We start from the raw sequence: 22,976 nt of genomic DNA, 5'->3' as shown, positions 1-22,976 counted from the left end.
GCGAAGGAGCCTGGAGGAAATGACATAACAACGGGGATGCTCAGGCAACTTTAAATTTTATTCTTGAATCAGTAAACAATGGGCTCATGAAAACTGAATGGAAGCTCCGTTTTGGCCCTCGGTTTTTTATTGGCTTTACGTAAGGGATATATGGCTTGTTTATGCATCTGCCCGTTTGCATATCTTTCGAGTGTGGTTTAAGAAAGCAAATATAGGTGCTGCCAGTTCTATTACGACTGGGCTTAATGGCTTGCCAAGATTTTGGGATTTAGCATAGCGGGAATTTCTGTTGCGGAATTTGGTGTTTCGATATTTAAGATAAATAATGAAAATTAAGGAGACTGTATTTGTGCAAGATAATATTACGGTAATAGAACGCTGCTTAACCCAAAGAGGAGAAGTACAGTTACAAAAACGTAATCAGGATTATGAGATAATAAGTAATGGAGTATTCTTAATGTCAACATATAATGGCGATTCTGAACGTAAATTAGTTTCCCTGGCTTTAAGATTCTCATCCAATCCCCAAAAAGTTTTAGTTGCAGGTTTAGGTGTTGGTTATTCTCTTCATGAAATGCTTGGCGAAACTCAAGTTAAGGAAATTGTAGTTCTTGAACTTGAAACTAAGATTATTGAATGGAATTATACTTACTTTTCTCCGCTAATGGGTAATTATTTAAAAGATCCTCGGATTCGGATTATACAAGAGGACTTACTAACCTGGCTGGATTCTAATGAAGACAAATTTGATATCATTTGCATAGATATTGATAACGGTCCTGAGTGGACCGTCATGGAATCTAATTGTCGTTTATACACGGAAAAAGGACTTTATGCACTTTCTAAGATTCTTAATCCATATGGAGTAGTCTCGTTTTGGAGTTCCTCAGCATCAGAGAATTTTCATAATCGCTTAAAGAACTATTTTAGTAATGTAAAGGAATATCAAGTTGAAAGTAAGCATGGGGAACCAGATTACATTTATCTTGGGCTAAATTACGATAAAAAAACAAACTATGCGCACCTGATGCAGATATAAGGGACGCGAATAGAGTTAGGTAAGTGCTAACCGCTTTGATGATAGCAAAAATGTTTCGTCTTGTTATCACGGTAATTCACTTTAAGTACATCGTATTAGTTAAATATAAAGCGATAAGTAAGGGTTGGATAAAATAGCGGCTCAAAAACCCCTTTTTGAATTTGATATTCTGTTAAAACAGTGAATGTTGTGTGTTGAAAGGACCGTCCCCCTGACACACCTGACACTTATTGACATCATGGTAAATAGTGGATATGCTGAACGGAAAGGGGATGATAGGGGGAATCTAAATGACCAGATTACAGCGGAGATATAGTAATTCTGGATGTTATCATATTATGCTCAGAGGGAACGAACGCAAAAATATATTCTTAGATGATGAAGATCGTCAAAGATTTATTAATATTGTTAATAAAAAGCAAACTGACAATAAGCTGATTTTGTATGCTTATTGCCTTATGGATAATCATGTTCATTTAGCACTAAAAGATACAAACAATGACGTTTCAATTTCACTGAAAGGAATTGCAACCAGCTATGCGATGCATTTCAACAAAAAGTATGGTCGTGTAGGGCATGTATTTCAGGGCCGCTATAGAAGTGAGGTAATTGAAAATGACAGGTCTCTATTAGCAGTTATTCGCTATATTCACCAGAATCCGCAAAAGGCCTTTTTAGTACAACGTGCCGAACAGTATCAGTGGAGCAGTTACCAATGGTACTTAGACTGGAACAGGGAAGGGTCAACGATTGTGGATGTTCTATATATCCTAAAAATGTTTGCCGAAGATCAAAAGGATGCAATCGATGAGTTTATTAGATTCTCAAACGAAAATAATAAGGATACTAATCTCCATATGGACGACAATGAAGGTGAGGGTACAATTCGAACTATCCAGGATGGTAAAGTATATCTGCATAACTACCTGAACCAGAATTGGTCAGAAATGAGTTTAGACATGATTAAAACGGACAAAAATTTTAGAACTTCAGTAATAAGAAATTTACGAACCAACACAAATCTATCGGTGGTTTCTATTGCCAAATTGCTCGGAATTAATAGAGGAATGGTTGAGAGAGTTAGGTCTTAAAGAGTTTGCCTTTGAATCAGTTTAAAAGTTAGTAGATTGGGACGATCAGTTTGATAAATTAAGCGGATCGTCATTTTCGTTTTTAATACATAAGATTGGTTCTGGTTCTTTGCTATATTTAGATTTTGTAATGATATTAATTTCGGTAAAAAAATAGTTTAGTTCTAGAGGTATATCTCCAGATTTACCCCATTGGAAATATTAATCCATGCAGAAATTAAAATTTATCGCAGAAAAAAATTATTAACGGCAATAGCATGTTATCAAAGCGTGTCAAAAGGACCGTCCCCCTGACACGTTAAAGGTGGCACGATAATTGCATGAAATATTCCTTGATTTTAGTGAGAACAATTCAATTTAGGGGGAGATAAAATCTAAGGGCTTCAACAAGAAATTGTTTTCGATAGTAATTTTGGAATAGGAGCGATTATCGTGAGTGACGAAATTAAATGGATTCAAAATAACATGTTAAAAACTTATGGCAAAGGTTCTTCCACCAAACTTTTCAGTAAAGATGAAATTGATAAAGCGAGACGATTTCATGAGACATTCCCTGATTATCAGCCTACACCTCTGCGGGCGTTAAATAGATTGGCCTCAAATTATGGGGTGAAAGGCATTTATGTCAAGGATGAATCTTTTCGCTTTGGGCTGAATGCCTTTAAGGCTTTAGGGGGTTCCTATGCTATTGGGAGATATCTTGCCCAACGACTCCATAAAGACATCAGTGAGCTTCCTTATCAAGTTCTAACTTCCCCGGAAGTTAAAGAACAATTAGGTGATATAACCTTTGCCACAACGACGGATGGTAATCATGGCCGGGGTATAGCCTGGACTGCCCGCCAACTAGGACAAAAATCAGTTGTGTATATGCCGAAAGGATCGTCCCAGTTTCGTTTGGATAAAATCAGGGAAGAGGGCGCAGAAGCTTCGATTACAGACTTGAATTATGATGATGCCGTTCGCATGACTGCTGAGGAAGCAGAAAAAAATGGCTGGGTGGTTGTGCAGGATACTTCCTGGGAAGGTTATGAAGAAATTCCCTCGTGGATTATGCAGGGCTATGGTACTATGTCGGCTGAAGCGCTGGAAGAACTCAATAATCTTGGCGTAGAGAAACCGACTCATATCTTTGTGCAGGCCGGTGTGGGGGCCTTGGCCGGATCGGTGCAGGGGTATTTCGCTTCACTCTTTCAGGAGGATCGCCCTAAGACAGTAGTGGTTGAAGCTAATAAAGCCGATTGTTTATATAAGTCTGCTCTTGCCGGAGATGGCAGGCCACGGGTCGTCGGCGGAGATATGTCGACAATTATGGCCGGATTGGCTTGCGGCGAACCGAATCTTATAGGCTGGAATATTCTCAGAGACTACAGTCAGATGTTTGTCTCTTCTCCGGACTGGGTTGCTGCCCGAGGAATGAGAGTTTTGGCTAATCCGTTGCTAGGAGATCCAAGGGTTATATCCGGAGAATCCGGAGCAGTGACGGCAGGGCTCTTAGGCTCCTTTTTAAGGGATAAGGCCTTTAAAGCAGCCCGAGAGCAGTTAAATATCAATGACCAATCACAAATTCTCATCTTTAACACGGAAGGAAATACGGATCCTTATAAATATCTAAGCATTGTTTGGGATGGAGAATTGCCGTCAACAGGCCGCTAAAGCAGCAATTATTTATCGAGTGGTGTTTGAATATGTGGAGCACGTTGAGATCAAGCGTGCTCCCTTCTTTATCTAATCGTAAGACTCCCACTTCTTAAGTGGGAGTGATTCCCTTACCTTGCTTCGGTGGGGGGAAGAGTCCATCCCTTCAACGTGATAAATTTGTTATGGTTTAGGCGCTTTTGGCGAAAGTGTCTACAGGACATTTCGTTACCGAAACCTCGATGTTCAGCTTTGGCTGAACGAGTTTACCGCTTTTGTTTTTTAAATTTTGCCGCAAATGGACTTCGAGTCTCGAAATGAGACTAAGAGTTGTATATAATGTAATCAGGTAGTGAATTATTATTGAGGTGCTAAGATGTATCACCTAAGTGACATAAAAACAACAGTACAGCAGACCGCAGATGCTATTGCTGCGGCTTTAAAAATCGAGGTTGAAATTGCCGACGCCGATTTAATTAGGGTTGCCGGAACGGGCAAATATAAGATTCGCTCCGGCAGTCCAATGAACGATGGCTTTGTTTATCGTCATGTTATGAAAACCGGCGAGCCGGTAATTATTGATAATCCTGGTTACAATGAGCTTTGTAAGCCGTGTACTTGCCGAGGGAATTGCCTTGAGTTGGCCGAAGTCGCGATTCCTATTCGCGCTGATGATCAAATTATTGGTGTGATAGGCCTGGTAAGCTTTGATGAAGAACAGACGAAGCGCTTGATGGATAATAAACAATCGCTTTTGAGCTTCCTGGAAAAGATGTCTGAGCTTCTTGTCGGCAAAGTGGTGGAAAGTCACCAAAACCGTGAACGAGAGCTTCTGACAAGTCAGTTGCTGACAGTGCTTAATCTATTGCCTGACGGCATTTTATTAATTAACGATCAGAAGAAAGTAACCCATTTTAACACTCATGCCAGAAAGCTGCTGGATATTGAAGCGAACCAAGAATTGGAGCTCTATCAGTTATTGGATGATAAAAAGCTATGGCTGGCTGTGGAAAGAGGGGAACAGTTTTCTGGTCCAATTCGAGGGAAACGGGTAGCTACTCAGCTTTATTGCGATGTTGTTCCCATTAAGAACAATGAAGACATTGAAGGTGCCGTTATTACCCTTAGAGATATTCAGCAGATTAAAAAGTTAGTTAAAGAGGCCACTGTGAGTGAAATTGAAACCCATTTTTCCCAGATTATCGGCAATTCGGCTAAAATGAATGAGCTTAAAACCATGGCTTTGCATGTTGCCCCCAGCAAGGCTACGCTATTAATTCAAGGAGAAAGCGGGACAGGTAAAGAATTGCTGGCCCGGGCTATTCATCAGAGCAGCAATCGTAAAGGTCATGCTTTTATAGCGATTAACTGTGGGGCAATTCCTGAAAACTTATTGGAAAGTGAACTCTTCGGTTATGAAGAGGGCTCCTTCACCGGTGCACGGCGGGGCGGTAAGATGGGAAAATTTGAACTGGCTCATAATGGAACAATCTTTCTGGACGAAATTGGCGACATGCCTCTGCATTTACAGGTTAAGATTTTAAGAGTTTTACAGGAGCGCCGAGTTGAACGTATTGGCAGTACACGTTCGATTCCTTTAGATGTTCGAGTGATTGCCGCAACCCACCGTGATCTTGAAGAGATGGTGAAGACCGGCGAATTTCGCGAAGATCTGTATTATCGGCTCAATGTTATTCCTTTAATGATTCCTCCCTTGCGTGAGCGTCAGGAAGATATTCCTGTTCTCGTTCAATTCTATTTGGATTATTATTCGTCCGTTACAGAAAAAGCGGTTAAAGGTCTAACACCTGAGGTAATGGTAAAATTAACTCATTATCCTTGGCCGGGTAATGTTCGGGAATTAGGCAACGTCATCGAATACTGCGTAACGATGGTTGTAGGAGACTATATTACTTTGGACAATCTACCCCAACGTATTAGAGATGGCCTTAAATCGGAGCCTAAAAGCAGCTCTTTGAACTTAAAACAGCTTGAGCGAGAGGCAATTACGAAAGCCCTGACCCTTGCCGAAACCGAGGGACATAAAGAAGATGCTGCCAATATGCTTGGGATAAGCCGGGCTACCCTTTACCGAAAGATAAAAGAGTATCAAATTGGAGAAAATAAAACCTTTTTTTAGGTATGATGGTGAAGATAACGAGGAATTTTCCTGTATCAAAACTTGACGAATGTCTCAAAATGAGATTAGAGACTTCAATTCTGCCTGTGGCACTCGTCGAGAAATTTCTAACGTTTATTTCAATAAATATTGAGTCTCAATTTGAGATTACAATGAATAAATCTATGTTATTCCCTAAATTCAAACTGCTTAGAGCCCTAAAACATAAAGGAACAAGGTGTCTGGAAATGGCATGAATCTTGCATTAATCAATAAGGGAACGATCATAATACCTATGACGATCGAAAAACGCAATCCATAATCCAAACGTAGTGAAAGGGGAATTTATTTTGGATACCGATTTTGCAAAAGTTCTGGAATTGGCTAAAAAGTATGAACCTGAAATGAGCCGTTTCTTACGTGATCTCATCGCCATACCAAGCGAGAGTTGTGCTGAAAAGGACGTCATACTGCGAATCAAAGAAGAAATGCTTAAAGTAGGGTTTGAGCGAGTAGATATTGATCCTATGGGAAATGTTCTTGGGTATATTGGTCATGGTAAACATCTTATAGCCATGGATGCTCATATTGATACCGTGGGAGTCGGCGATCCGGGACTTTGGAAATATGATCCCTATCAAGGGTACGAAGATGAAGAGATTATAATCGGCCGCGGTGCATCGGACCAAACCGGCGGTATGGTTTCCATGGTTTATGCCGGCAAGATTATTAAAGATCTCGGTTTAGAAGATGAATATACATTAGTGGTTGTCGGGTCTGTGCAAGAAGAAGACTGCGATGGCTTATGCTGGCAATATATTATTAATGAAGATAAAGTTGTCCCCGAATTTGTGGTCATAACTGAACCCACGGATGGCAAAATTTATCGCGGGCATCGGGGACGAATGGAAATTAAAGTGATGACGAAAGGCGTTAGCTGCCATGGTTCTGCACCTGAACGAGGAGATAATGCTATTTATAAAATGGCCCCGATTCTGACGGAACTTCGCAGTTTACATGAAAATTTGACGGATCATCCTTTCTTAGGTAAAGGCAGTTTAACGGTTTCAGAGATTTTCCACACGTCGCCATCACGCTGTGCCGTGGCTGACAGCTGCTGGATTTCAGTCGACCGTCGTTTAACAGCCGGAGAATCCTGGGAATTCGCGCTTCAACAAATAAGAAATCTTCCTTCCGTCAAAGCGGCCAATGCCGAAGTCAGTATGTACACTTATGAAAGGCCGTCTTATACGAATCTCGTTTATCCTACCGAGGCGTATTTTCCAACCTGGTTGATAGAGGCCGGGCATCCGGTAAGCACGACCTTAGAAGAGGCCTACAAAGGACTGTTTGGCAAGGACCCCGTTGTGGATAAGTGGACCTTCTCCACAAACGGTGTTTCCATCATGGGTCGTTATGGAATTCCTTGCATTGGTTTTGGACCCGGTCATGAGGATCAAGCTCATGCGCCCAATGAGCGCACCTGGAAAAAGGAACTCGTGGATTGTGCCGCTATGTATGCAGTCATTCCAAGTTTATATGTCCAAAAGTATGTCGATCTCATGCCAAGCGCTACGGAAAATTTAGTAAAGCTGTAAGCTCTCTTTGAACGACTGCAAAATGGACAAGGAATTTTAACACATTTACTGTTCTTAAAGAATTAACTAGTAGGAGGAACCAATACAATGCAAACAGTATTCAGAGGACGTCATTTCATCAATTTAGAGGATTTTACCAAAGAAGAAATCGACACAATGCTCGAAGTCTCGATGGAGCTGAAGCGGAAATTTGCCATGGGTGAAGATACACCTTATCTTACGAACAAAACCGGTTTTTTAATGTTCTTTGAACAATCGACCCGAACCAGAAACTCCATGGAAGCAGGGATGGCTCAATTAGGCGGTCATGCAGGTTTCCTCGATTCCAGCACGATGCAGGTTGCTCACGGCGAAACAGCCAAAGATACCGCTATCATTCTTTCACGCTTCGGGCATATGATCGCCTGCCGCTACTGCAACTGGGGCAGAGGAAATGCCTATTTAAATGAGATGGCTCGTTGGTCATCGGTACCTATTATGAATTTGCAGTGCGACCTTTACCATCCTTTCCAAGGTTTGGCTGACCTAATGACCATTAAAGAAAAACTTCCTGATTTACGCCGCAAAAAAATCTCCATCATTTGGGCTTATGCTGAAAGTCATAAAAAACCTATCTCTGTACCGGTTACTCAAGTGTTGCTCTTCCCTCGTTATGGTATGGATGTTTGGTTGGCTTATCCCGAGGGCTGGGAACTTCCTGACTGGGTTATTGATCAAGCCAGAGCCAACGCTGAGAAGCACGGAGGCACTCTGACGATTACCCATGATGAGGCAGCAGCCTACAAAGATGCCGATATCGTTATCCCTAAGAGTTGGGGAAACTGGGTTACAGACCAAACAGGAGCTACCGAAACCGGTGCCAGCAAAGTGATTGATGATGCTTTAATTGCTAATAAGAGCTGGAAATGTACAGAAGCTAAAATGGCTACAGCCAGTAAAGATGTGATGTATATGCATGCTCTGCCGGCTGATCGCAATAACGAAGTTGAAGATTCGGTTATTGACGGACCTCATTCCATTGTTTATGATGCGGCTGAAAACCGCTTGCATACTGCTAAAGCAGTGATGACTCTATTGGTAGGTGGAAAATAAACGTGAGTACGTTAGCTGTTGTTGCTATCGGTGGGAATTCTCTGATTCGGGATAAAGGACATGAAACCGTTGAGGATCAATATCAGGCGGTCTGTGAAACAGCTAAGCATATTGTGGGCATGATTGAGCAAGGGTATGAAGTGATCATTACTCATGGCAATGGTCCCCAGGTTGGGTTTATTCTCAGAAGGTCTGAAATTGCTACGGATGTCGCCAGAATGCACCAGGTGCCCTTGGTCAGCTGTGGAGCCGATACCCAGGGTGCTATTGGCTATCAAATTCAGCAGGCTATGGATAATGAGTTTAAAAAACGAGGCGTGAAAAAGTCTGCGGTTACCATAGTGACTCAGGTCGTGGTTTCCCCGGATGATCCGGCCTTTCAAAAGCCGGCAAAACCCATTGGCTCCTTTTATTCACAGGAACAGGCTGAACTGATCAAAAGGGCAAATCCTTCCTGGGTGATGGTTGAAGATGCAGGACGGGGATACCGCAGAGTTGTACCATCACCACTGCCCCAAGAAATTGTTGAGAAAGACGTCATTAGCCGCCTGGCCCGTGACGGCTATTGCGTTGTGAGCGTTGGAGGCGGCGGAATTCCTGTCATGAAACGAGAAGATAATTCGTTCCAGGGCATTGACGCTGTGATTGACAAGGATTTTGCTTCCAGCCTTTTAGCTTCCGACATTAAAGCCGATCTTTTAATCATTTCAACCGGTGTTCCGACGGTTTACCTCAACTATGGGAAACCTAACGAAAAAGCCCTAACGAACGTGTCTCTGGCCGAACTCAAACATTATATGGCTGAAAATCACTTCGCTCCTGGGAGTATGCTGCCAAAAGTTCAGGCGGTGATCAAATTCTTGGAGAATGGCGGTAAAGAAGCAATCATTACTAATCCGGAATCCCTTGAAGATGCTGTAGCCGGAAAAACAGGAACTCATGTCTATCCTTAAGAATTCAGTTTTCACATTGAATCAGATTGAGTAACAATAGTTCGTCAACCAGAGTGCTTTCCTTGGAAAGCACTCTGTCTCAAACTTTTAGAATCCTCTGAAGGTTTTCGCTAAATGTTAGTTCATGATTAGTGAACTCCCTCCCACTTATACTACTATCGAACATCTAAAATAAGCCTTAAGGAGATTTTAGAATGGGTATTGTTTTAAATGGCGGGACAGTTGTAACAGCTGCCGATGTGTATCAAGCAGACGTCCGGATTGAAGGCGAGAGAATCGCGGCCCTTGGCCGCGAGATCAAGCAGCCTGGTGATCAGGTCATCAAGGTGGACGGATGCTTGATATTTCCGGGTGGTATTGACCCCCATACCCACTTTGACCTCCCGGCAGGAGATATTACGACTTCCGATGATTTTTATTCGGGAACTAAAGCCGCTTTATTGGGAGGCACTACGACGATCTTAGATTATGCCACTCAGTTTAAAGGGGAAAGTCTCCAAACAGGTTTGGAAAACTGGCATAAAAAAGCCGATGGTAAATGTTTTGTTGATTATGGTTTTCATATGGCTATTACTGATTGGAACGATGCCATCGCTCAAGAAATGACAACAATGGTTCACCAGGAAGGTGTGCCTTCTTTTAAATTGTATATGGCTTATAAGAATGTTTTGCAAGTCGACGACGGTTCGCTCTTACAGGCCCTGCGTCAGGCCGGGAAATGCGGAGCACTTGTCTGTGTGCATTGCGAAAACGGAGATGTGGTTTACGATCTTGTGCAAAAGGCTTGTCAGGAAGGGAAAACTGCACCTCGCTATCATCCATTAACTCGACCACCTGAGGTAGAAGCTGAAGCAACGTCGCGGGTAATTACTCTCGCACAATTGGCCGATGCACCTCTTTATATTGTTCATCTTACTTGCAGTGGTGCCCTTGAGGCTGTAACTAGGGCCAAATTACAGGGGGAAGAAGTTTATGCGGAAACTTGCCCTCAGTATTTACTGCTCGATGATAGTTGTTACAGTTCCGAGGGCTTTAATGGTGCCAAATACGTAATATCTCCGCCCTTGCGTCCGGTTCAGAACCAAGCTGCCTTATGGTCGGCTCTGCAAACGGGAATTTTAGAGACGGTTGCTACCGACCATTGTGCGTTTAATTATAAAGGTCAAAAAGAGCTGGGTCTTGGAGATTTTAGTAAGATTCCTAACGGAGCACCCGGCGTGGAAACCAGGATGGGGTTATTGTACACTTATGGCGTACAGTCGGGTAAATTAAACCTTAACGAATTTGTTGCTTTAACCTCTACCAATGCCGCAAAATTATTTGGTTTATTCCCCCGCAAAGGGACGATCGCCCCGGGCAGTGATGCAGATCTGGTGGTTTGGGACCCGAGCCTTTCCTCTAAAATCTCAGTCGAAAGACTGCACCAGGACGTTGACTACACCCCCTTTGAGGGCTTTAAACAGCAGGGAAAAGCGACTCGTATCTTTTTACGAGGCAGGCAGGTGTGTCAAGACGGCCAATTAACCCAAGAATTACCTGCAGGAAAGTATTTGTTCCGGAATCCATTTCTGAGGAGAAAGGATGGGAAGAATGTTTAAGATTAATGTCAATGGAACAGAGTATTCTTGCCAGGACGATATGAACCTTATGGAATATTTGAGGGACGTATTGCACATCACTTCCTTAAAAAACGGCTGCGGTGAAGGCGCATGCGGTGCCTGTACTGTACTTGTTGATGACAAGAAGGTGCGCGCTTGTACGCAAACATTGGCTAAAGTGACAGGGAAAAATGTCTTAACCGTTGATGGGTTGTCCGAACGGGAAAAGGAGGCCTATACCTGGGCCTTCGCTGAAGCAGGTGCTGTCCAGTGCGGATTCTGTATTCCCGGAATGGTGATAAGTGCCAAAGCCTTAATTGACAAATCTCCCAATCCGACCTCCAAAGAGATTAAAGAGGCGATCCGAGGCAATATTTGCCGCTGTACCGGATATGTCAAAATTGAACAAGGAATTATGTTAGCAGCTAAGGTATTGCGCGGTGAGCTTCAGCCTAATGCGGCAACCCTCACCGGAGCTGGAGTGGGGACGAGCATTCAGCGTTTGGATGCTCGGGAAAAGGTTCTGGGAACCGGCGAATACGTGGATGATTTATTCGTTGATGATATGCTTCATGCTGCAGTTCTGCGCACAAGTTATCCCCGTGCTCTGGTTAAAGCGATCGATACCTCTGCAGCACGTGCTTATCCCGGTGTCGAGGCAGTATTGACAGCAGATGATATTCCTGGGATTAATGAACACGGTCATATATTCCATGATTGGCCGACTCTGATCCCTGTCGGACAAGAAACCCGTTACGTTGGGGACGCCATCGCTTTAGTAGCGGCGCAGACAAAGAAGCAGGCCCGCGAAGCATTGGCTTTGATCAAGGTTGATTACGAAGAGCTTAAACCCGTTCTTAGCCCGACAGAAGCTTTAGCAGAGGAAGCTCCGAGAATTCACACTCAAGGAAATCTGTTAAGCACCACGAAAATTAAACGGGGTAATGTTGAGGAAGCGTTAGTAAAATCTGCGCATGTGGTCACTCAGCGTTATACGACACCGCCTACGGAACATGCTTATATGGAACCGGAAAGCGCTTTGGCGATTCCGCAGGACGACGGGGGAATTTTAGTCTATGTCGGAGACCAAAGTGTTTATGACGATCAACATGGAATTATGGGGATTTTGGGACTTCCCGCGGAAAAAGTTCGGGTCATTAGTAAGCTTGTGGGCGGCGGCTTCGGGGGAAAAGAAGATTTAAGCGTCCAGCACCATGCGGCTCTTTTGGCATATATCACTCAAAAGCCCGTAAAACTTACTCTTTCGCGCAAGGAGAGCATTCTTGTTCATCCGAAACGGCATGCCATGGAATTGGAGGTTACAACCGGGTGTGATGCGGAGGGAAGATTGACTGCTCTGACAGCAAAAATAGTAGCGGATACAGGAGCTTATGCTTCCTTGGGGACCGCCGTTTTGCAGAGAGCCTGTACTCATGTGGCCGGCCCCTATCAAATTGCCAATGTCGACATTACCGGACTTTGTGTCTATACCAATAATCCTCCTGCCGGAGCCTTCAGAGGTTTTGGAGTTCCACAGGCGGCTTTTGCCTCGGAAACAAATCTTGATCTTTTGGCTGAAAAAGTCGGTGTTTCTCCTTGGGAAATTCGTTACCGCAATGCCCTGGAGCCCGGAATGATTAATCCGACAGGCCAGATTACCGACGAGGGGACGGCTGTTAAAGAAACACTCCTAGCGGTTCGTGAGGTGTACGAATCCAATCCTTATGCAGGGATTGCTACGGTCATGAAAAATACGGGTGTTGGTGTCGGCCTGCCGGATACAGGTCGGGTAAAACTGCAAGTCCAAGCCGGAAAAGTAGTAGTGCTCACCAGCGCCGCCTGTATCGGGCAGGGATTGGCTACTGTGGCGACCCAGATCGTCAACGAGGCTACCGGCCTGCCTCTGGAACAGATCTCTTTCGGCGCTCCTGATACCTTTTTGACTCCTGATTCGGGAACCACCACAGCCTCCCGGCAAACGTTGTTCACGGGAGAGGCTATTCGCCAGGCATCCCTGAAACTTCAGCATGCATTATATAAATCGTCTCTGGAAGAGTTGGAGGGCATGGAGTTTTACGGAGAATATTTCGGAAAGACGGACCCCATCAATTCCGACAAACCAAATCCGGTCAGCCATGTTGCTTACAGCTACGCTACTCAAGTGGTGATTCTCAATGAGCAGGGCTTCGTGGAAAAGGTTGTTGCAGCTCACGACGTGGGGCGGGCCATTAATCCTAAAGCTGTTGAAGGACAAATTGAAGGCGGAGTTGTTATGGGACTGGGTTACGCTTTGCGAGAAGATTTCCCCTTGCAAAATGGTGTTCCAACTGCAAAATTTGGTACTTTAGGATTATTACGATCAACAGATGTTCCGGAAATCGAGACAATTATTATCGAAAAGAATTCTTCCCCCTTGGCCTACGGAGCTAAAGGTATCGGAGAGATTTCTTCCATTCCCGCAGCACCCGCTGTTGCCTCAGCTTATCATAAGTTTGACGGCAAGGTGCGCTGTACGCTTCCGCTGCGTGAGACGCCCTATAAGAAATAAGCTAAAGAGACCAACGCCGAGTGTCTAATCAAGCCATCCCTGACTTTCAAGACACCCGGCGTCCATGTTTAGCGGCTGACCTAGCTGCACTTATGGAAAACAGATAAAACTAAGTTTGTATTTTTTAATAAAACAATTAAAATGATATTAAATATCGGCTTTTAAAAATGTTAATCTCAAAGAAGTTCAGCTAAGTGCAGGTAATTAACATGGGAGAATTAGATAATAATTTTCGAACAAAATGGGCAAAAGGAAGTCTCTGGGAAATGGCGAAGCACGCGCAAGTCATTACCTTAATTGGGGCAGGTGGCAAAACCACTTGCCTCCAAATTCTGACCCAAGAAATCCATGCTGCCGGATATCCGGTGATTGCCACAACCACAACGAAAGTGTATCCGGATAACCAAGCACGGCCATGGCGTCATGCCAATCCTCCGCCCTTTAAGTCTCAGGGTATTTATTTTTGGTATACAGGCGAAGAACAAGGAAGCGGAAAATGGCTGGGAAATTCTCCATCTATGGTCGATAAAGCAGTCTGGAGGGATGGCGAAAACCTGATTTCTCACGAAAATGGTTCGGCATATCGACGTTATTGGATTATTGAAGGCGATGGGGCACGGGAGCGCCGTCTAAAGTGCTGGGCGTCCCACGAACCTCAAATTCCCCGGAGTTCAGATTGCGGAGTTTTGATTTTGGATGGCAGACTGTGGGGGCAGGAGTTGAAAGACGAGGATATCCATCGCTCAGAATATTGTCCTTATTTGGTTCATAGTCAGTTCACCGAGGAAAACGCCTGGCGATATTTGGGGAAGTCTCCGGTATTTTACCCTCAGTATCAACATCTCGCGTGGGTTATCTTCTTTAATATTCCTCGACGGCCTGTTCATGGGCTCTCTATACAAGCGGAGTCTTCCGAAGGAGCGTATTTCTCTGGTTTAAGTGTCCCTGAACCTGAAGTTCTGCTCGATGCTCTTTACCGTAAAGGGGCAGAAGAGATGCGCTTTAAAGGAGAGGCAAAGCCCAGAAGCTTAAGACTGGCTGCAGGCGATGCTAAGGGGGGAGAGCTGCAATGGTTCGACTTGTGGTAATGGCTGCCGGACAGGCAACTCGCATGGGACGGGATAAACTGGCGTTACCTTACATAAACACTACTGTCCTCGGTCATGTCATCAATACCATTTTAGAAGGGGTTATGCTGCAGCAAAAGTTATCACGATTAATAGAAATTCATGTGGTCACGCGACGGCCTCCGGAAGACTATCTGACTCAGGATACGCTTCTTTCTTTTCAAGAAATGGGGGGGGATTGGTTTCAAGTCCCTCAAGCAATTCCGCTTTCGGAAACTCTTCGCATAGGGTTAAGGGATTTACAGGAAACTACTCTGATGGTGGGCTTTTTACCCGGGGATCAGGTAGGTATTACCGCTCAAGGACTGGCAGGATGTTTTGAACAGGCCCTGAGAGAGGCTCCGGACTTTTTAGTGCCGTTCTCTGAGACAGGAGTCGGTTCTCCGGTCTTTTTTCACCGCCGCTATGTTTCGGAACTCCGTGAGCTGCAAGGGGAAGAAGGGGGAAGGAAGGTTTTATACCGCTATCCTGAACGCTGGACTCGGCAGCGAGTAAAAGATACTTTCCTGCAGGATGTGGACACCCCTGAAGAGTATCAGGCCTGGATGGACTCTATTCAAAAGAAAGATTAAAACTCTATCTTAATTAAAGAAAATGGTAAGGAGAATCACGTTATGGTTAAGAAACTTAAGCTGAATGGACCCGTCGTCTTAGTCCGCGGAGCCGGAGAGCAAGCTACAGGGGTCGGATGGACTTTGGCCAAAGCGGGATTCCGAGTCGTCATGACGGAAGTCCCCAAACCCTTAATGGTTCGCTGGCCGGTATGTTTTGGCACGGCTGTCGTGAAGGGCAGTTGGCAAGTTGAAGGAATTGCGGCGCATCTCGTTTCTGAAACAGAGACATGCGCTAGTGTATGGGAAGACGGTGCTATTCCTATTTTGATTGACCCCGAGCTTCAGTGCTTAGCAAGATTGAAGCCGACGTTCTTGGTTGATGGCATTTTGGCGAAACGGAACATAGGGACACGCCGCGATATGGCACAATTGACTATAGGCTTAGGTCCCGGTTTTACGGCTGGTGATGATGTGGACCTGGTCATAGAAACGAAGCGAGGGCATGACTTAGGCAGGTTAATCTATACAGGTCCGGCCCAGCCGAATACGGGAATTCCGGGCAATATTGGCGGATATACCAAAGAACGTGTCGTATATTCCCAACAGGCAGGAGTCTTTCGGGCGAAACGAATTATCGGCGAGAAAGTTCAGGCGGGAGAATGTTTAGGAATCATTGATGACGGACTTACGTCCCAGGAAGTAGCAGGCTCGATTGACGGAGTTTTACGAGGACTGCTGCTGGACGGCACACCAATTGATGCTGCGGTCAAAGTTGGCGATATTGATCCCCGCGGGGAAAAAGAATATTGTTATACGATTTCTGAAAAGGCCCGTGCTATTGGCGCTGCAGTCCTGCTTGGGATTATGGAGAGTAATCTGTTGAATCCTATAAGTCTATTTAAAGAATATTGGCAATGATTATTTGCACTTTCTCGAAATTAAAAGTAGGAATTTTACTGCGACTGACGAATAGATAAAGATAACTAGTATAGTAAGAAAAAATGAATAGTTCTGCTTAAACTCATATATCCTAGATAATCGGATCAAGGGTGTCTACGAGGCAACCGTAATTGCTTCTCTATGAGCCATGATGGTTTATGGAGAAACAATTACGGTTGCATTTTTGTGAACTATCTTTATGGGGCATTAAGCAAGGGAGGACAATGCCATGAAGTATTATCAACCGCAAAGTGTCAATGAAGCCATAGAAATAGCATATTCATCTCAAGGGATATTTTTGGCCGGAGGAACGGATCTGGTACTTCAGATGCAGAAACGAAAGATCCAACCCAAGGCGTTGATTGACCTTGGCAGAATTCCGGAACTTCACGATATTACGGAAACGAAAGATTATATAGAAATTGGCAGCATGGCAACCTTCTCTGAAATGGGGAAAAGTAAACTAATTGCAGAGAAGGCATCATCTCTCTGGTTAGCTTGCCAGACGATGGGTTCACCGCAAATTCGAAATCAAGCAACTATTGGCGGAAATCTTGGGAATTGTTCACCGGCAGCCGATGGCTTGCCTCCTCTCTTAGCTTTGGGGACTGATGTTGTTTCAATTTCCGGCGAAGGAGAAAAACAGATGTCTCTTGCTGACTTATTAGAGCAGACGCCGTTACTTTCTCCAGGTACTCTGATTGTCGGATTTAAAATACCTAAAATTCGTCTCTTGAGTGGATTTGCCAAACTAGGCAGGCGTGAAGCTTTAGCCATTGCTCGCTTAAGTGTTGCTGTGGCCCTGGAACTTGATGGCTCAAAGGTTGGAAATGTTCGGGTCGCCTTAGGTGCCGTCGGCAGACGCGCTTTTCTTAGTGACTCGCTGGCTCAAGTTTTAAGCCAGCGGGAGTTTAATGAATCATGGCTGGAATTGGGGATAAGTCAAATCCAAGGTGTTGTCCGCGATGCTTTGGGGGACAGGGCTTCAGCTCCTTATAAACGGGTTGCTGTGGGCGGTGTTTTTCGCGAAGCTGTTGCTTCTTTGAGAAGGCAAGGAGGGTTGGATAAATGATGGCCATTGAATGTATCGTCAATGATAAAAAGTATGTCTTAGAAGTAAACCCGCAAGAACGATTGCTGGATGTGCTGCGCAATCATTTAGGCCTACTGGGAACAAAGGAAGGATGCGGAGAAGGAGAATGCGGAGCCTGCACCGTGATTTTAGACGGGAAAACCGTCAACTCCTGTCTCGTTCTAGCGGGCCAAGCGCATAACTCTGTGATTACGACGATTGAAGGCGTCGGGAATCGTCAGAGTCCCCATCCTGTTCAAAAGGCTTTTGTAGAAGTTGGCGCCGTACAATGTGGTTTTTGTACTCCTGGGATGGTTCTCTCCGCGAAAAATTTACTGGATAAGAATCCTCATCCCAGCGATGAAGAAATTGGAGTTGCTTTATCTGGAAACCTCTGCCGCTGTACAGGTTATGATAAGATTCTGCGCGCTGTTAAGCTGGCTGCTGAGGAGGGAAAATAATGAAAACTGAAGTAGTAGGGTCTCGTGCATTGAGGGAAGATTCTTGGGGAAAGGTCTTTGGTCAGACGAAGTTTCCGGCAGATGTCAACCTTCCCAACCAAATTTACGGTGTTGTTGTACGCAGTCCTCATCCTCATGCTCGGATTCTGAACATTAACAGCGAAGAAGCAATGAAGCTTGAAGGTGTTGCAGTTGTCCTGACGGCTAACGATGTGCCCCATAATTCACATGGCGTTCTGTTCCGGGATCAGCCGGTTATTGCCGACTATGTGCGCATGGTAGGGGACCCGGTTGCCGTAGTGGGAGGCGAAACCATGGAGATTGCCCGCGAAGCAGCGGAGCGAATCAGGGTTGACTATGAAATTTTACCGGCCATCTTTGATCCTGAAGAGGCCATGAAGCCGGAGGTCCCGCCTCTGTACCCGGAACTTCAGTCCACCAATGTTCTATACCATCTGCCTATTCGCCGGGGATCGATGGAAGAAGGCTGGGCCAAAGCAGATGTTGTCGTCGAACAAGTCTATAAGACCCAGCATGTGGATCATGCTTTTTTACAACCTGAGGCTGTTCTTGCGTATTTGGATGAACGTGGGCATATGGTGGTTCAGACCGCAACTCAATATGCCCACTATGATCGAGGCGAAATTGCTCATGCCCTCGGGTTTCGCTACAGCCAGGTGCAAGTGAAGACTTTGGCTGTCGGTGGTGCTTTCGGTGGACGAGAAGATATCTCTCTGCAGATTATCGCGGCCTTGATGGCCTTGAAGACCCAGAGACCTGTCAAAATGGAGAATACTCGGGAAGAATCGTTTTATTCACATAGTAAACGTCACCCTATGACCATGTATTACAAGACAGGGGCTGCCAAGGACGGAAAGCTCGTTGCTATGCAGGCTAAGATTATAGGTGACGCAGGCGCATATTCCTCATGGAGCGTCAATGTTTTGCGCAAATCTGCTGTTCATGCTACAGGGCCCTATGAGATACCCAACATCGAAATCGACAGCTTTGCAGTTTTTACGAATAATCCTTTTACTGGAGCTATGCGAGGTTTCGGTGCGGCTCAGACGGTTCTGGCCTATGAGAGCCAAATGGATCTTTTAGCAAAGAAGTTGGGAATATCACCTTTAGAAATTCGTTTGCGCAATTGTTTCCAAGTGGGAAGCATCACGGCAACGGGTCAGGAGCTGACAAGCAGCGTTCCTTTAGACCAATGTTTAGCCAAGATTGCCCCATATTTCAGAAGGGAAGTGGAAACTCCATGAAAAAACGGGGAATAGGTTTAGGCTGTGCCTGGTATGGAACCGGGTATGGCAATGGCTTCCCGGATGTTTCGAGCGCTTTTGTGGAAATTCATGACGATGGTTCTGCTACAGTTCTTACCGGGGCTGTGGATGTCGGACAGGGCAGCAATTCGATTTTTGCCCAAATTGCTGCTGAAGAACTAGGGCTTAGGGCTGAAGATATTTGTGTCAATACGGCTGATACGGATGTAACTCCTGATTCGGGAACTTCTGCCGCAACCCGCCAAACTTACAATACCGGTAATGCAGTTCTCAAAGCAGTGCGACAAGCGAAATCTCGTTTGCTGCTCTATGCTGCCCGTGAGTTTTCCTGCCCGACACCGGAGTGCATTGAGCTTAAGTCAGGATATATCGGAGTAAAGGGTGATCCATCCCGGCGGATGATTCTCGGCGATATGGTCTTTAAAGCTCGATTAAATGGGGAGCGCTTGATCAGCGCGGAAAGTTCCACAGCCCGTTCGACTCCCGTCGATCTCACTACCGGACAAGGAGCGCCTTACTGGCCCTATTCCTTTGGCTGTCAGGCAGCAGAAGTAGAAGTGGATACGGAAACAGGCAAAGTGAAAGTTCTTAAAGTTATAGCCGTTCATGATGTAGGGAAGGCCTTGAATCCCACCCAAGTTGAGGGGCAAATAGCAGGCGGAGTGACGCAGGGTATCGGTTATGCCCTGCTGGAAGAACTTGAGTTACAAAAGGGAATGATAAAAAATCCGGCCTTTTCCAGTTATCTGATCCCCACAGCACTTGATGTGCCAAAAATAGAAGCATACTTTGTTGAAGAAGCTGAAGAGAGCGGCCCGTATGGCGCTAAGGGCCTCGGTGAACCGGCGATGCTGCCGACGGTTGCAGCCGTTATTAATGCTATTGATGATGCTGTAGGAGTAAGAATTACTTCGTTACCAGCGACGCCGGAAAAAATCCTTCAGGCCCTTGCAGAAAAAAAGGAGGAATTGGGGTAGAATATAAAATAGCTGCACTTTATGTTTTGACATCAAAGTCAGTCAGAATGCGGCATTATATGTCGATTTTAGGGAGGGCTATTTCATGTCAAGCGTGTCAAAAAATTCTTCGCCTCCAGCCGATCATGGCTTTCTCGATGGTTTTTTTCATCTATCGGAACTGGGTACCAATGTACGGACCGAAATTCTTGCCGGAGTGACAACCTTTGTCACTATGGCCTATATTCTGTTTGTTAACCCTATTATTTTAAAAAATGCCGGTATGCCCATGGATGCAACCTTTGCGGCCACTGCAATCGCCGCGGCGGTAGCAACCTTAATCATGGGCGTTTATGCCAATTATCCTATTGCCATGGCTCCCGGGATGGGGCTTAATGCATTTTTTACTTACTCCGTAGTCATTGGAATGAAACTTCCTTGGCAAACTGCTCTCGGAGCGGTCTTTATTTCCGGATTGATTTTCTTTCTCTTAACCGTCACTAAAGTCAGGGAATGGATTATGGAAGGAGTTCCCACGGTTTTACGACTTTCTATCGGTGTCGGCATTGGCTTATTTATTGCCTTTATCGGCTTGCAAGATGGCGGACTTGTCACAGCCAATAAAGATACTCTGGTTCAATTAGGCAATATGAAGTCCCCTGGTGTCCTTGTGACCGTATTTGGGTTAATTGTGACCGGATTTTTTATGGCTAGACGGATTAAAGGCGGCTTATTATATGGGATTTTTCTGACTACTATTTTTAGTATGTTTATGGGCGTTAAGCCGTTTCCTACAGGCCTAGCGAGTTTTGTTGTCTTCTCCAATCCTTTCCATGCTGTAGCACCGATTATGGGCAAACTTGATCTTAAAGGCGTATTTAATTATGGCTTAATCTCAATTCTTTTCGCTTTTACCTTTGTCGATTTATTTGACAATATAGGGACCTTACTGGGGATTTCCCGTAAAGCCGGACTTTTGGATGAAAACGGCAATCTGCCAAGAGTCGGCAGAGCTTTGATGTCCGATTCGATAGGTACGATGTTTGGCTCCATTATGGGAACTCCAACGGTGACCTCCTACATTGAAAGTACGGCAGGCGTAGCTGAGGGCGGTAAAAGCGGTTTAACGGCAGTAACCGTTGCAGTTCTTTTCGTTTTCTCCATTATCTTTGCTCCACTTGTTGGCTTGATCCCAAGTCAAGCAACAGCACCTGTTCTTATTCTTGTCGGTGTCTTGATGATGAGCGAAGTGGTTCATATCAATTTTGAAGATTTTACAGAGGCATTTCCTGCCTTTATCACCATCATCATGATGCCCTTAACTTATTCTATTGCTCAAGGCTTGGCATTTGGATTTATGTCTTATACCATTATTAAATTGATTACCGGAAGGCATAAAGAGAATAATGCTGTTACCTATATTTTAACAGTCTTGTTTATCGCTCACTTTATCCTTGGCGGCGGTTAAGAAGTCATGGGAATTGTAGAGAGGCGTGTTTAAAACTTAGAGAAAAGGGGGAATTTTAAATGCGTATTTTGTTTAAAAACGCGACCATTGTGACTATGAATGCTCAGCGTGATGTTATTAAGGGCGATCTGTTGGTGGATGGATCAAGGATTGCAGCGGTTGGGGAGGTTAAGGAGCCTTCTGCGGATCAAGTGCTTGATCTGAATGGTGACTTGCTCATTCCCGGTTTGATTCAAACTCATATCCATCTCTGCCAGACCTTGTTTCGGGGGCAGGCTGATGATTTGGAACTTTTGGATTGGCTTAAACTAAGAATTTGGCCCTTGGAGGGCGGACATGATCCAGAATCGATCTACGATTCCGCCTTGCTGGGAATTGGAGAACTGTTTCTAGGCGGAACGACAACAATAGTCGATATGGAAACAGTACATCATACAGAGCATGCTTTCGAAGCTATACTGTCTAGCGGTTTGAGAGCTCTGGCCGGGAAAGTCATGATGGATGATCCCAGCGGGGATGTCCCTCTTTCCTTGCAGGAAACAACAGAGGCTTCTTTACAAGAAAGTGTGGATTTATTTGAGAAATTTAATGGACAAGGAAACGGACGCCTGGAAGTTGCCTTTACGCCGCGCTTTGTCGTTTCTTGTACCGATACCCTATTAAAAGAAGTTTCACGCTTGGCACGGGAAAAGAAGGCCTTCGTACATACCCATGCTTCTGAAAACAGGGGCGAAATTCAAGTTGTGGAAAGTACTCGAGGAATGCGCAATGTTGTCTATTTAGATAAGGTCGGCTTAACTGGCCCGAAACTTATTCTTGCTCACTGCATTTGGCTGGATGAGACTGAAAAAGATATCCTCATTCAGAGCAAAACGCGAATTTCACATTGTCCGTCATCAAATCTGAAATTGGCTTCTGGAATAGCTGCCATTCCAGAGCTCTTAGAGCGAGGCGCTGAAGTCTCCCTCAGTTGCGATGGAGCCCCCTGCAGCAATAATCTGGATGGGTTTCGGGAAATGCGCCACGCAGCCTTAATGCAAAAACCCTTACATGGTCCAACTGCAATGCCGGCGAAAAAAGTGTTTGAACTGGCAACTATTGCGGGAGCGCGTGCTCTAGGACGCGAAGGAGACCTTGGAAGTCTGGAGATCGGAAAAAGAGCTGATTTGGCCGTTGTCAGCCTTCAAGGACTGCATACCTGGCCCAATCAACATGTGGACGTATACTCTCAGTTAGTTTATCAGGCTTATCCCTCAGATGTTCGTCTCACGATGGTGGATGGGCAAATTGTGATGAAAGACCGTCAGTTGCTGACAATCGACGTCCCTGAACTTAAAAAAAGCGCAACTCAAAGCTTAAATCGAGTCATGAAACGAGTAGGAATGATTTGAGAAGGCTTAGGTCTGAGCAATTTAGCAATTGAAGGATTATGAGAAT

The 22,976-nt window shown here is 44.9% G+C and carries 18 protein-coding genes and 1 riboswitch; all 18 genes read left to right on the top strand.

Annotation, left to right across the window (positions count from 1 at the left end):
• Window positions 1-349: 349 nt before the first annotated feature.
• The 18 genes from B5771_RS21735 (at window position 350) to B5771_RS21645 (ending at window position 22,930) form a co-directional block, all read left to right on the top strand.
• Window positions 350-1,039 carry a spermine/spermidine synthase gene (locus tag B5771_RS21735; protein ID WP_088189400.1) on the top strand — a complete coding sequence of 230 codons (690 nt, stop codon included), beginning with the start codon at window positions 350-352 and terminating at the stop codon, window positions 1,037-1,039.
• 290 nt (window positions 1,040-1,329) lie between these two features.
• Window positions 1,330-2,130 carry a transposase gene (locus B5771_RS21730; protein WP_088189399.1) on the top strand — a complete coding sequence of 267 codons (801 nt, stop codon included), beginning with the start codon at window positions 1,330-1,332 and terminating at the stop codon, window positions 2,128-2,130.
• A gap of 432 nt (window positions 2,131-2,562) precedes the next feature.
• Window positions 2,563-3,786 (top strand): diaminopropionate ammonia-lyase, encoded by a 1,224-nt coding sequence (dpaL, locus tag B5771_RS21725; protein ID WP_088189398.1) that lies wholly within the window; start codon window positions 2,563-2,565, stop codon window positions 3,784-3,786.
• Window positions 3,787-4,144: 358 nt separating this feature from the next.
• Window positions 4,145-5,908: a sigma 54-interacting transcriptional regulator gene (locus tag B5771_RS21720; protein WP_088189397.1), complete on the top strand. Its 1,764-nt coding sequence runs from the start codon at window positions 4,145-4,147 to the stop codon at window positions 5,906-5,908.
• 329 nt (window positions 5,909-6,237) lie between these two features.
• Window positions 6,238-7,485, top strand: a complete 1,248-nt coding sequence (locus B5771_RS21710) for a YgeY family selenium metabolism-linked hydrolase (protein WP_088189395.1) — start codon at window positions 6,238-6,240, stop codon at window positions 7,483-7,485.
• Window positions 7,486-7,572: 87 nt separating this feature from the next.
• Entirely contained in the window at window positions 7,573-8,577 is a 1,005-nt protein-coding gene (locus tag B5771_RS21705) for an ornithine carbamoyltransferase (RefSeq protein ID WP_047811921.1), read from the top strand.
• Window positions 8,578-8,579: 2 nt separating this feature from the next.
• Window positions 8,580-9,530 (top strand): carbamate kinase, encoded by a 951-nt coding sequence (gene arcC / locus B5771_RS21700; RefSeq protein ID WP_088189394.1) that lies wholly within the window; start codon window positions 8,580-8,582, stop codon window positions 9,528-9,530.
• A gap of 194 nt (window positions 9,531-9,724) precedes the next feature.
• Window positions 9,725-11,128, top strand: a complete 1,404-nt coding sequence (gene hydA, locus B5771_RS21695) for a dihydropyrimidinase (RefSeq protein ID WP_088189393.1) — start codon at window positions 9,725-9,727, stop codon at window positions 11,126-11,128.
• Window positions 11,121-13,676 (top strand): selenium-dependent xanthine dehydrogenase, encoded by a 2,556-nt coding sequence (xdh, locus tag B5771_RS21690; RefSeq protein WP_088189392.1) that lies wholly within the window; start codon window positions 11,121-11,123, stop codon window positions 13,674-13,676. Before hydA ends, xdh begins: the two co-directional genes overlap by 8 nt.
• A gap of 194 nt (window positions 13,677-13,870) precedes the next feature.
• The gene (yqeC, locus tag B5771_RS21685) at window positions 13,871-14,764 is read left to right on the top strand and encodes a selenium cofactor biosynthesis protein YqeC (RefSeq protein WP_242966935.1); all 894 of its coding nucleotides are present in this window, start codon (window positions 13,871-13,873) and stop codon (window positions 14,762-14,764) included.
• Window positions 14,746-15,375, top strand: a complete 630-nt coding sequence (locus B5771_RS21680; protein ID WP_088189391.1) for an NTP transferase domain-containing protein — start codon at window positions 14,746-14,748, stop codon at window positions 15,373-15,375. Before yqeC ends, B5771_RS21680 begins: the two co-directional genes overlap by 19 nt.
• Window positions 15,376-15,417: 42 nt before the next feature.
• Window positions 15,418-16,275 carry a selenium-dependent molybdenum cofactor biosynthesis protein YqeB gene (gene yqeB / locus B5771_RS21675; protein ID WP_088189390.1) on the top strand — a complete coding sequence of 286 codons (858 nt, stop codon included), beginning with the start codon at window positions 15,418-15,420 and terminating at the stop codon, window positions 16,273-16,275.
• Window positions 16,276-16,358: 83 nt separating this feature from the next.
• Window positions 16,359-16,458: riboswitch (purine riboswitch) on the top strand.
• 67 nt (window positions 16,459-16,525) lie between these two features.
• The gene (locus tag B5771_RS21670; RefSeq protein WP_088189389.1) at window positions 16,526-17,368 is read left to right on the top strand and encodes an FAD binding domain-containing protein; all 843 of its coding nucleotides are present in this window, start codon (window positions 16,526-16,528) and stop codon (window positions 17,366-17,368) included.
• Entirely contained in the window at window positions 17,365-17,829 is a 465-nt protein-coding gene (locus B5771_RS21665; RefSeq protein ID WP_088189388.1) for a (2Fe-2S)-binding protein, read from the top strand. Before B5771_RS21670 ends, B5771_RS21665 begins: the two co-directional genes overlap by 4 nt.
• Window positions 17,829-19,094, top strand: coding sequence for a molybdopterin cofactor-binding domain-containing protein (locus B5771_RS25150; RefSeq protein ID WP_088189387.1), 1,266 nt, complete (start codon window positions 17,829-17,831; stop codon window positions 19,092-19,094). Before B5771_RS21665 ends, B5771_RS25150 begins: the two co-directional genes overlap by 1 nt.
• The gene (locus B5771_RS25145) at window positions 19,091-20,092 is read left to right on the top strand and encodes a molybdopterin cofactor-binding domain-containing protein (protein ID WP_088189386.1); all 1,002 of its coding nucleotides are present in this window, start codon (window positions 19,091-19,093) and stop codon (window positions 20,090-20,092) included. Before B5771_RS25150 ends, B5771_RS25145 begins: the two co-directional genes overlap by 4 nt.
• Window positions 20,093-20,177: 85 nt before the next feature.
• On the top strand, window positions 20,178-21,539 hold the full coding sequence (locus tag B5771_RS21650; RefSeq protein ID WP_088189385.1) for an NCS2 family permease: 1,362 nt from the start codon (window positions 20,178-20,180) through the stop codon (window positions 21,537-21,539).
• 59 nt (window positions 21,540-21,598) lie between these two features.
• The gene (locus tag B5771_RS21645) at window positions 21,599-22,930 is read left to right on the top strand and encodes a 5'-deoxyadenosine deaminase (protein WP_088189384.1); all 1,332 of its coding nucleotides are present in this window, start codon (window positions 21,599-21,601) and stop codon (window positions 22,928-22,930) included.
• Window positions 22,931-22,976 lie beyond the last annotated feature (46 nt).

It is taken from the genome of Desulfosporosinus sp. FKA, from assembly GCF_002196785.1.
Lineage (GTDB): Bacteria > Bacillota > Desulfitobacteriia > Desulfitobacteriales > Desulfitobacteriaceae > Desulfosporosinus > Desulfosporosinus acididurans.
Note: the sequence above shows the minus strand (reverse complement) of the source record. Positions and strands in the feature narration are given on the sequence as shown.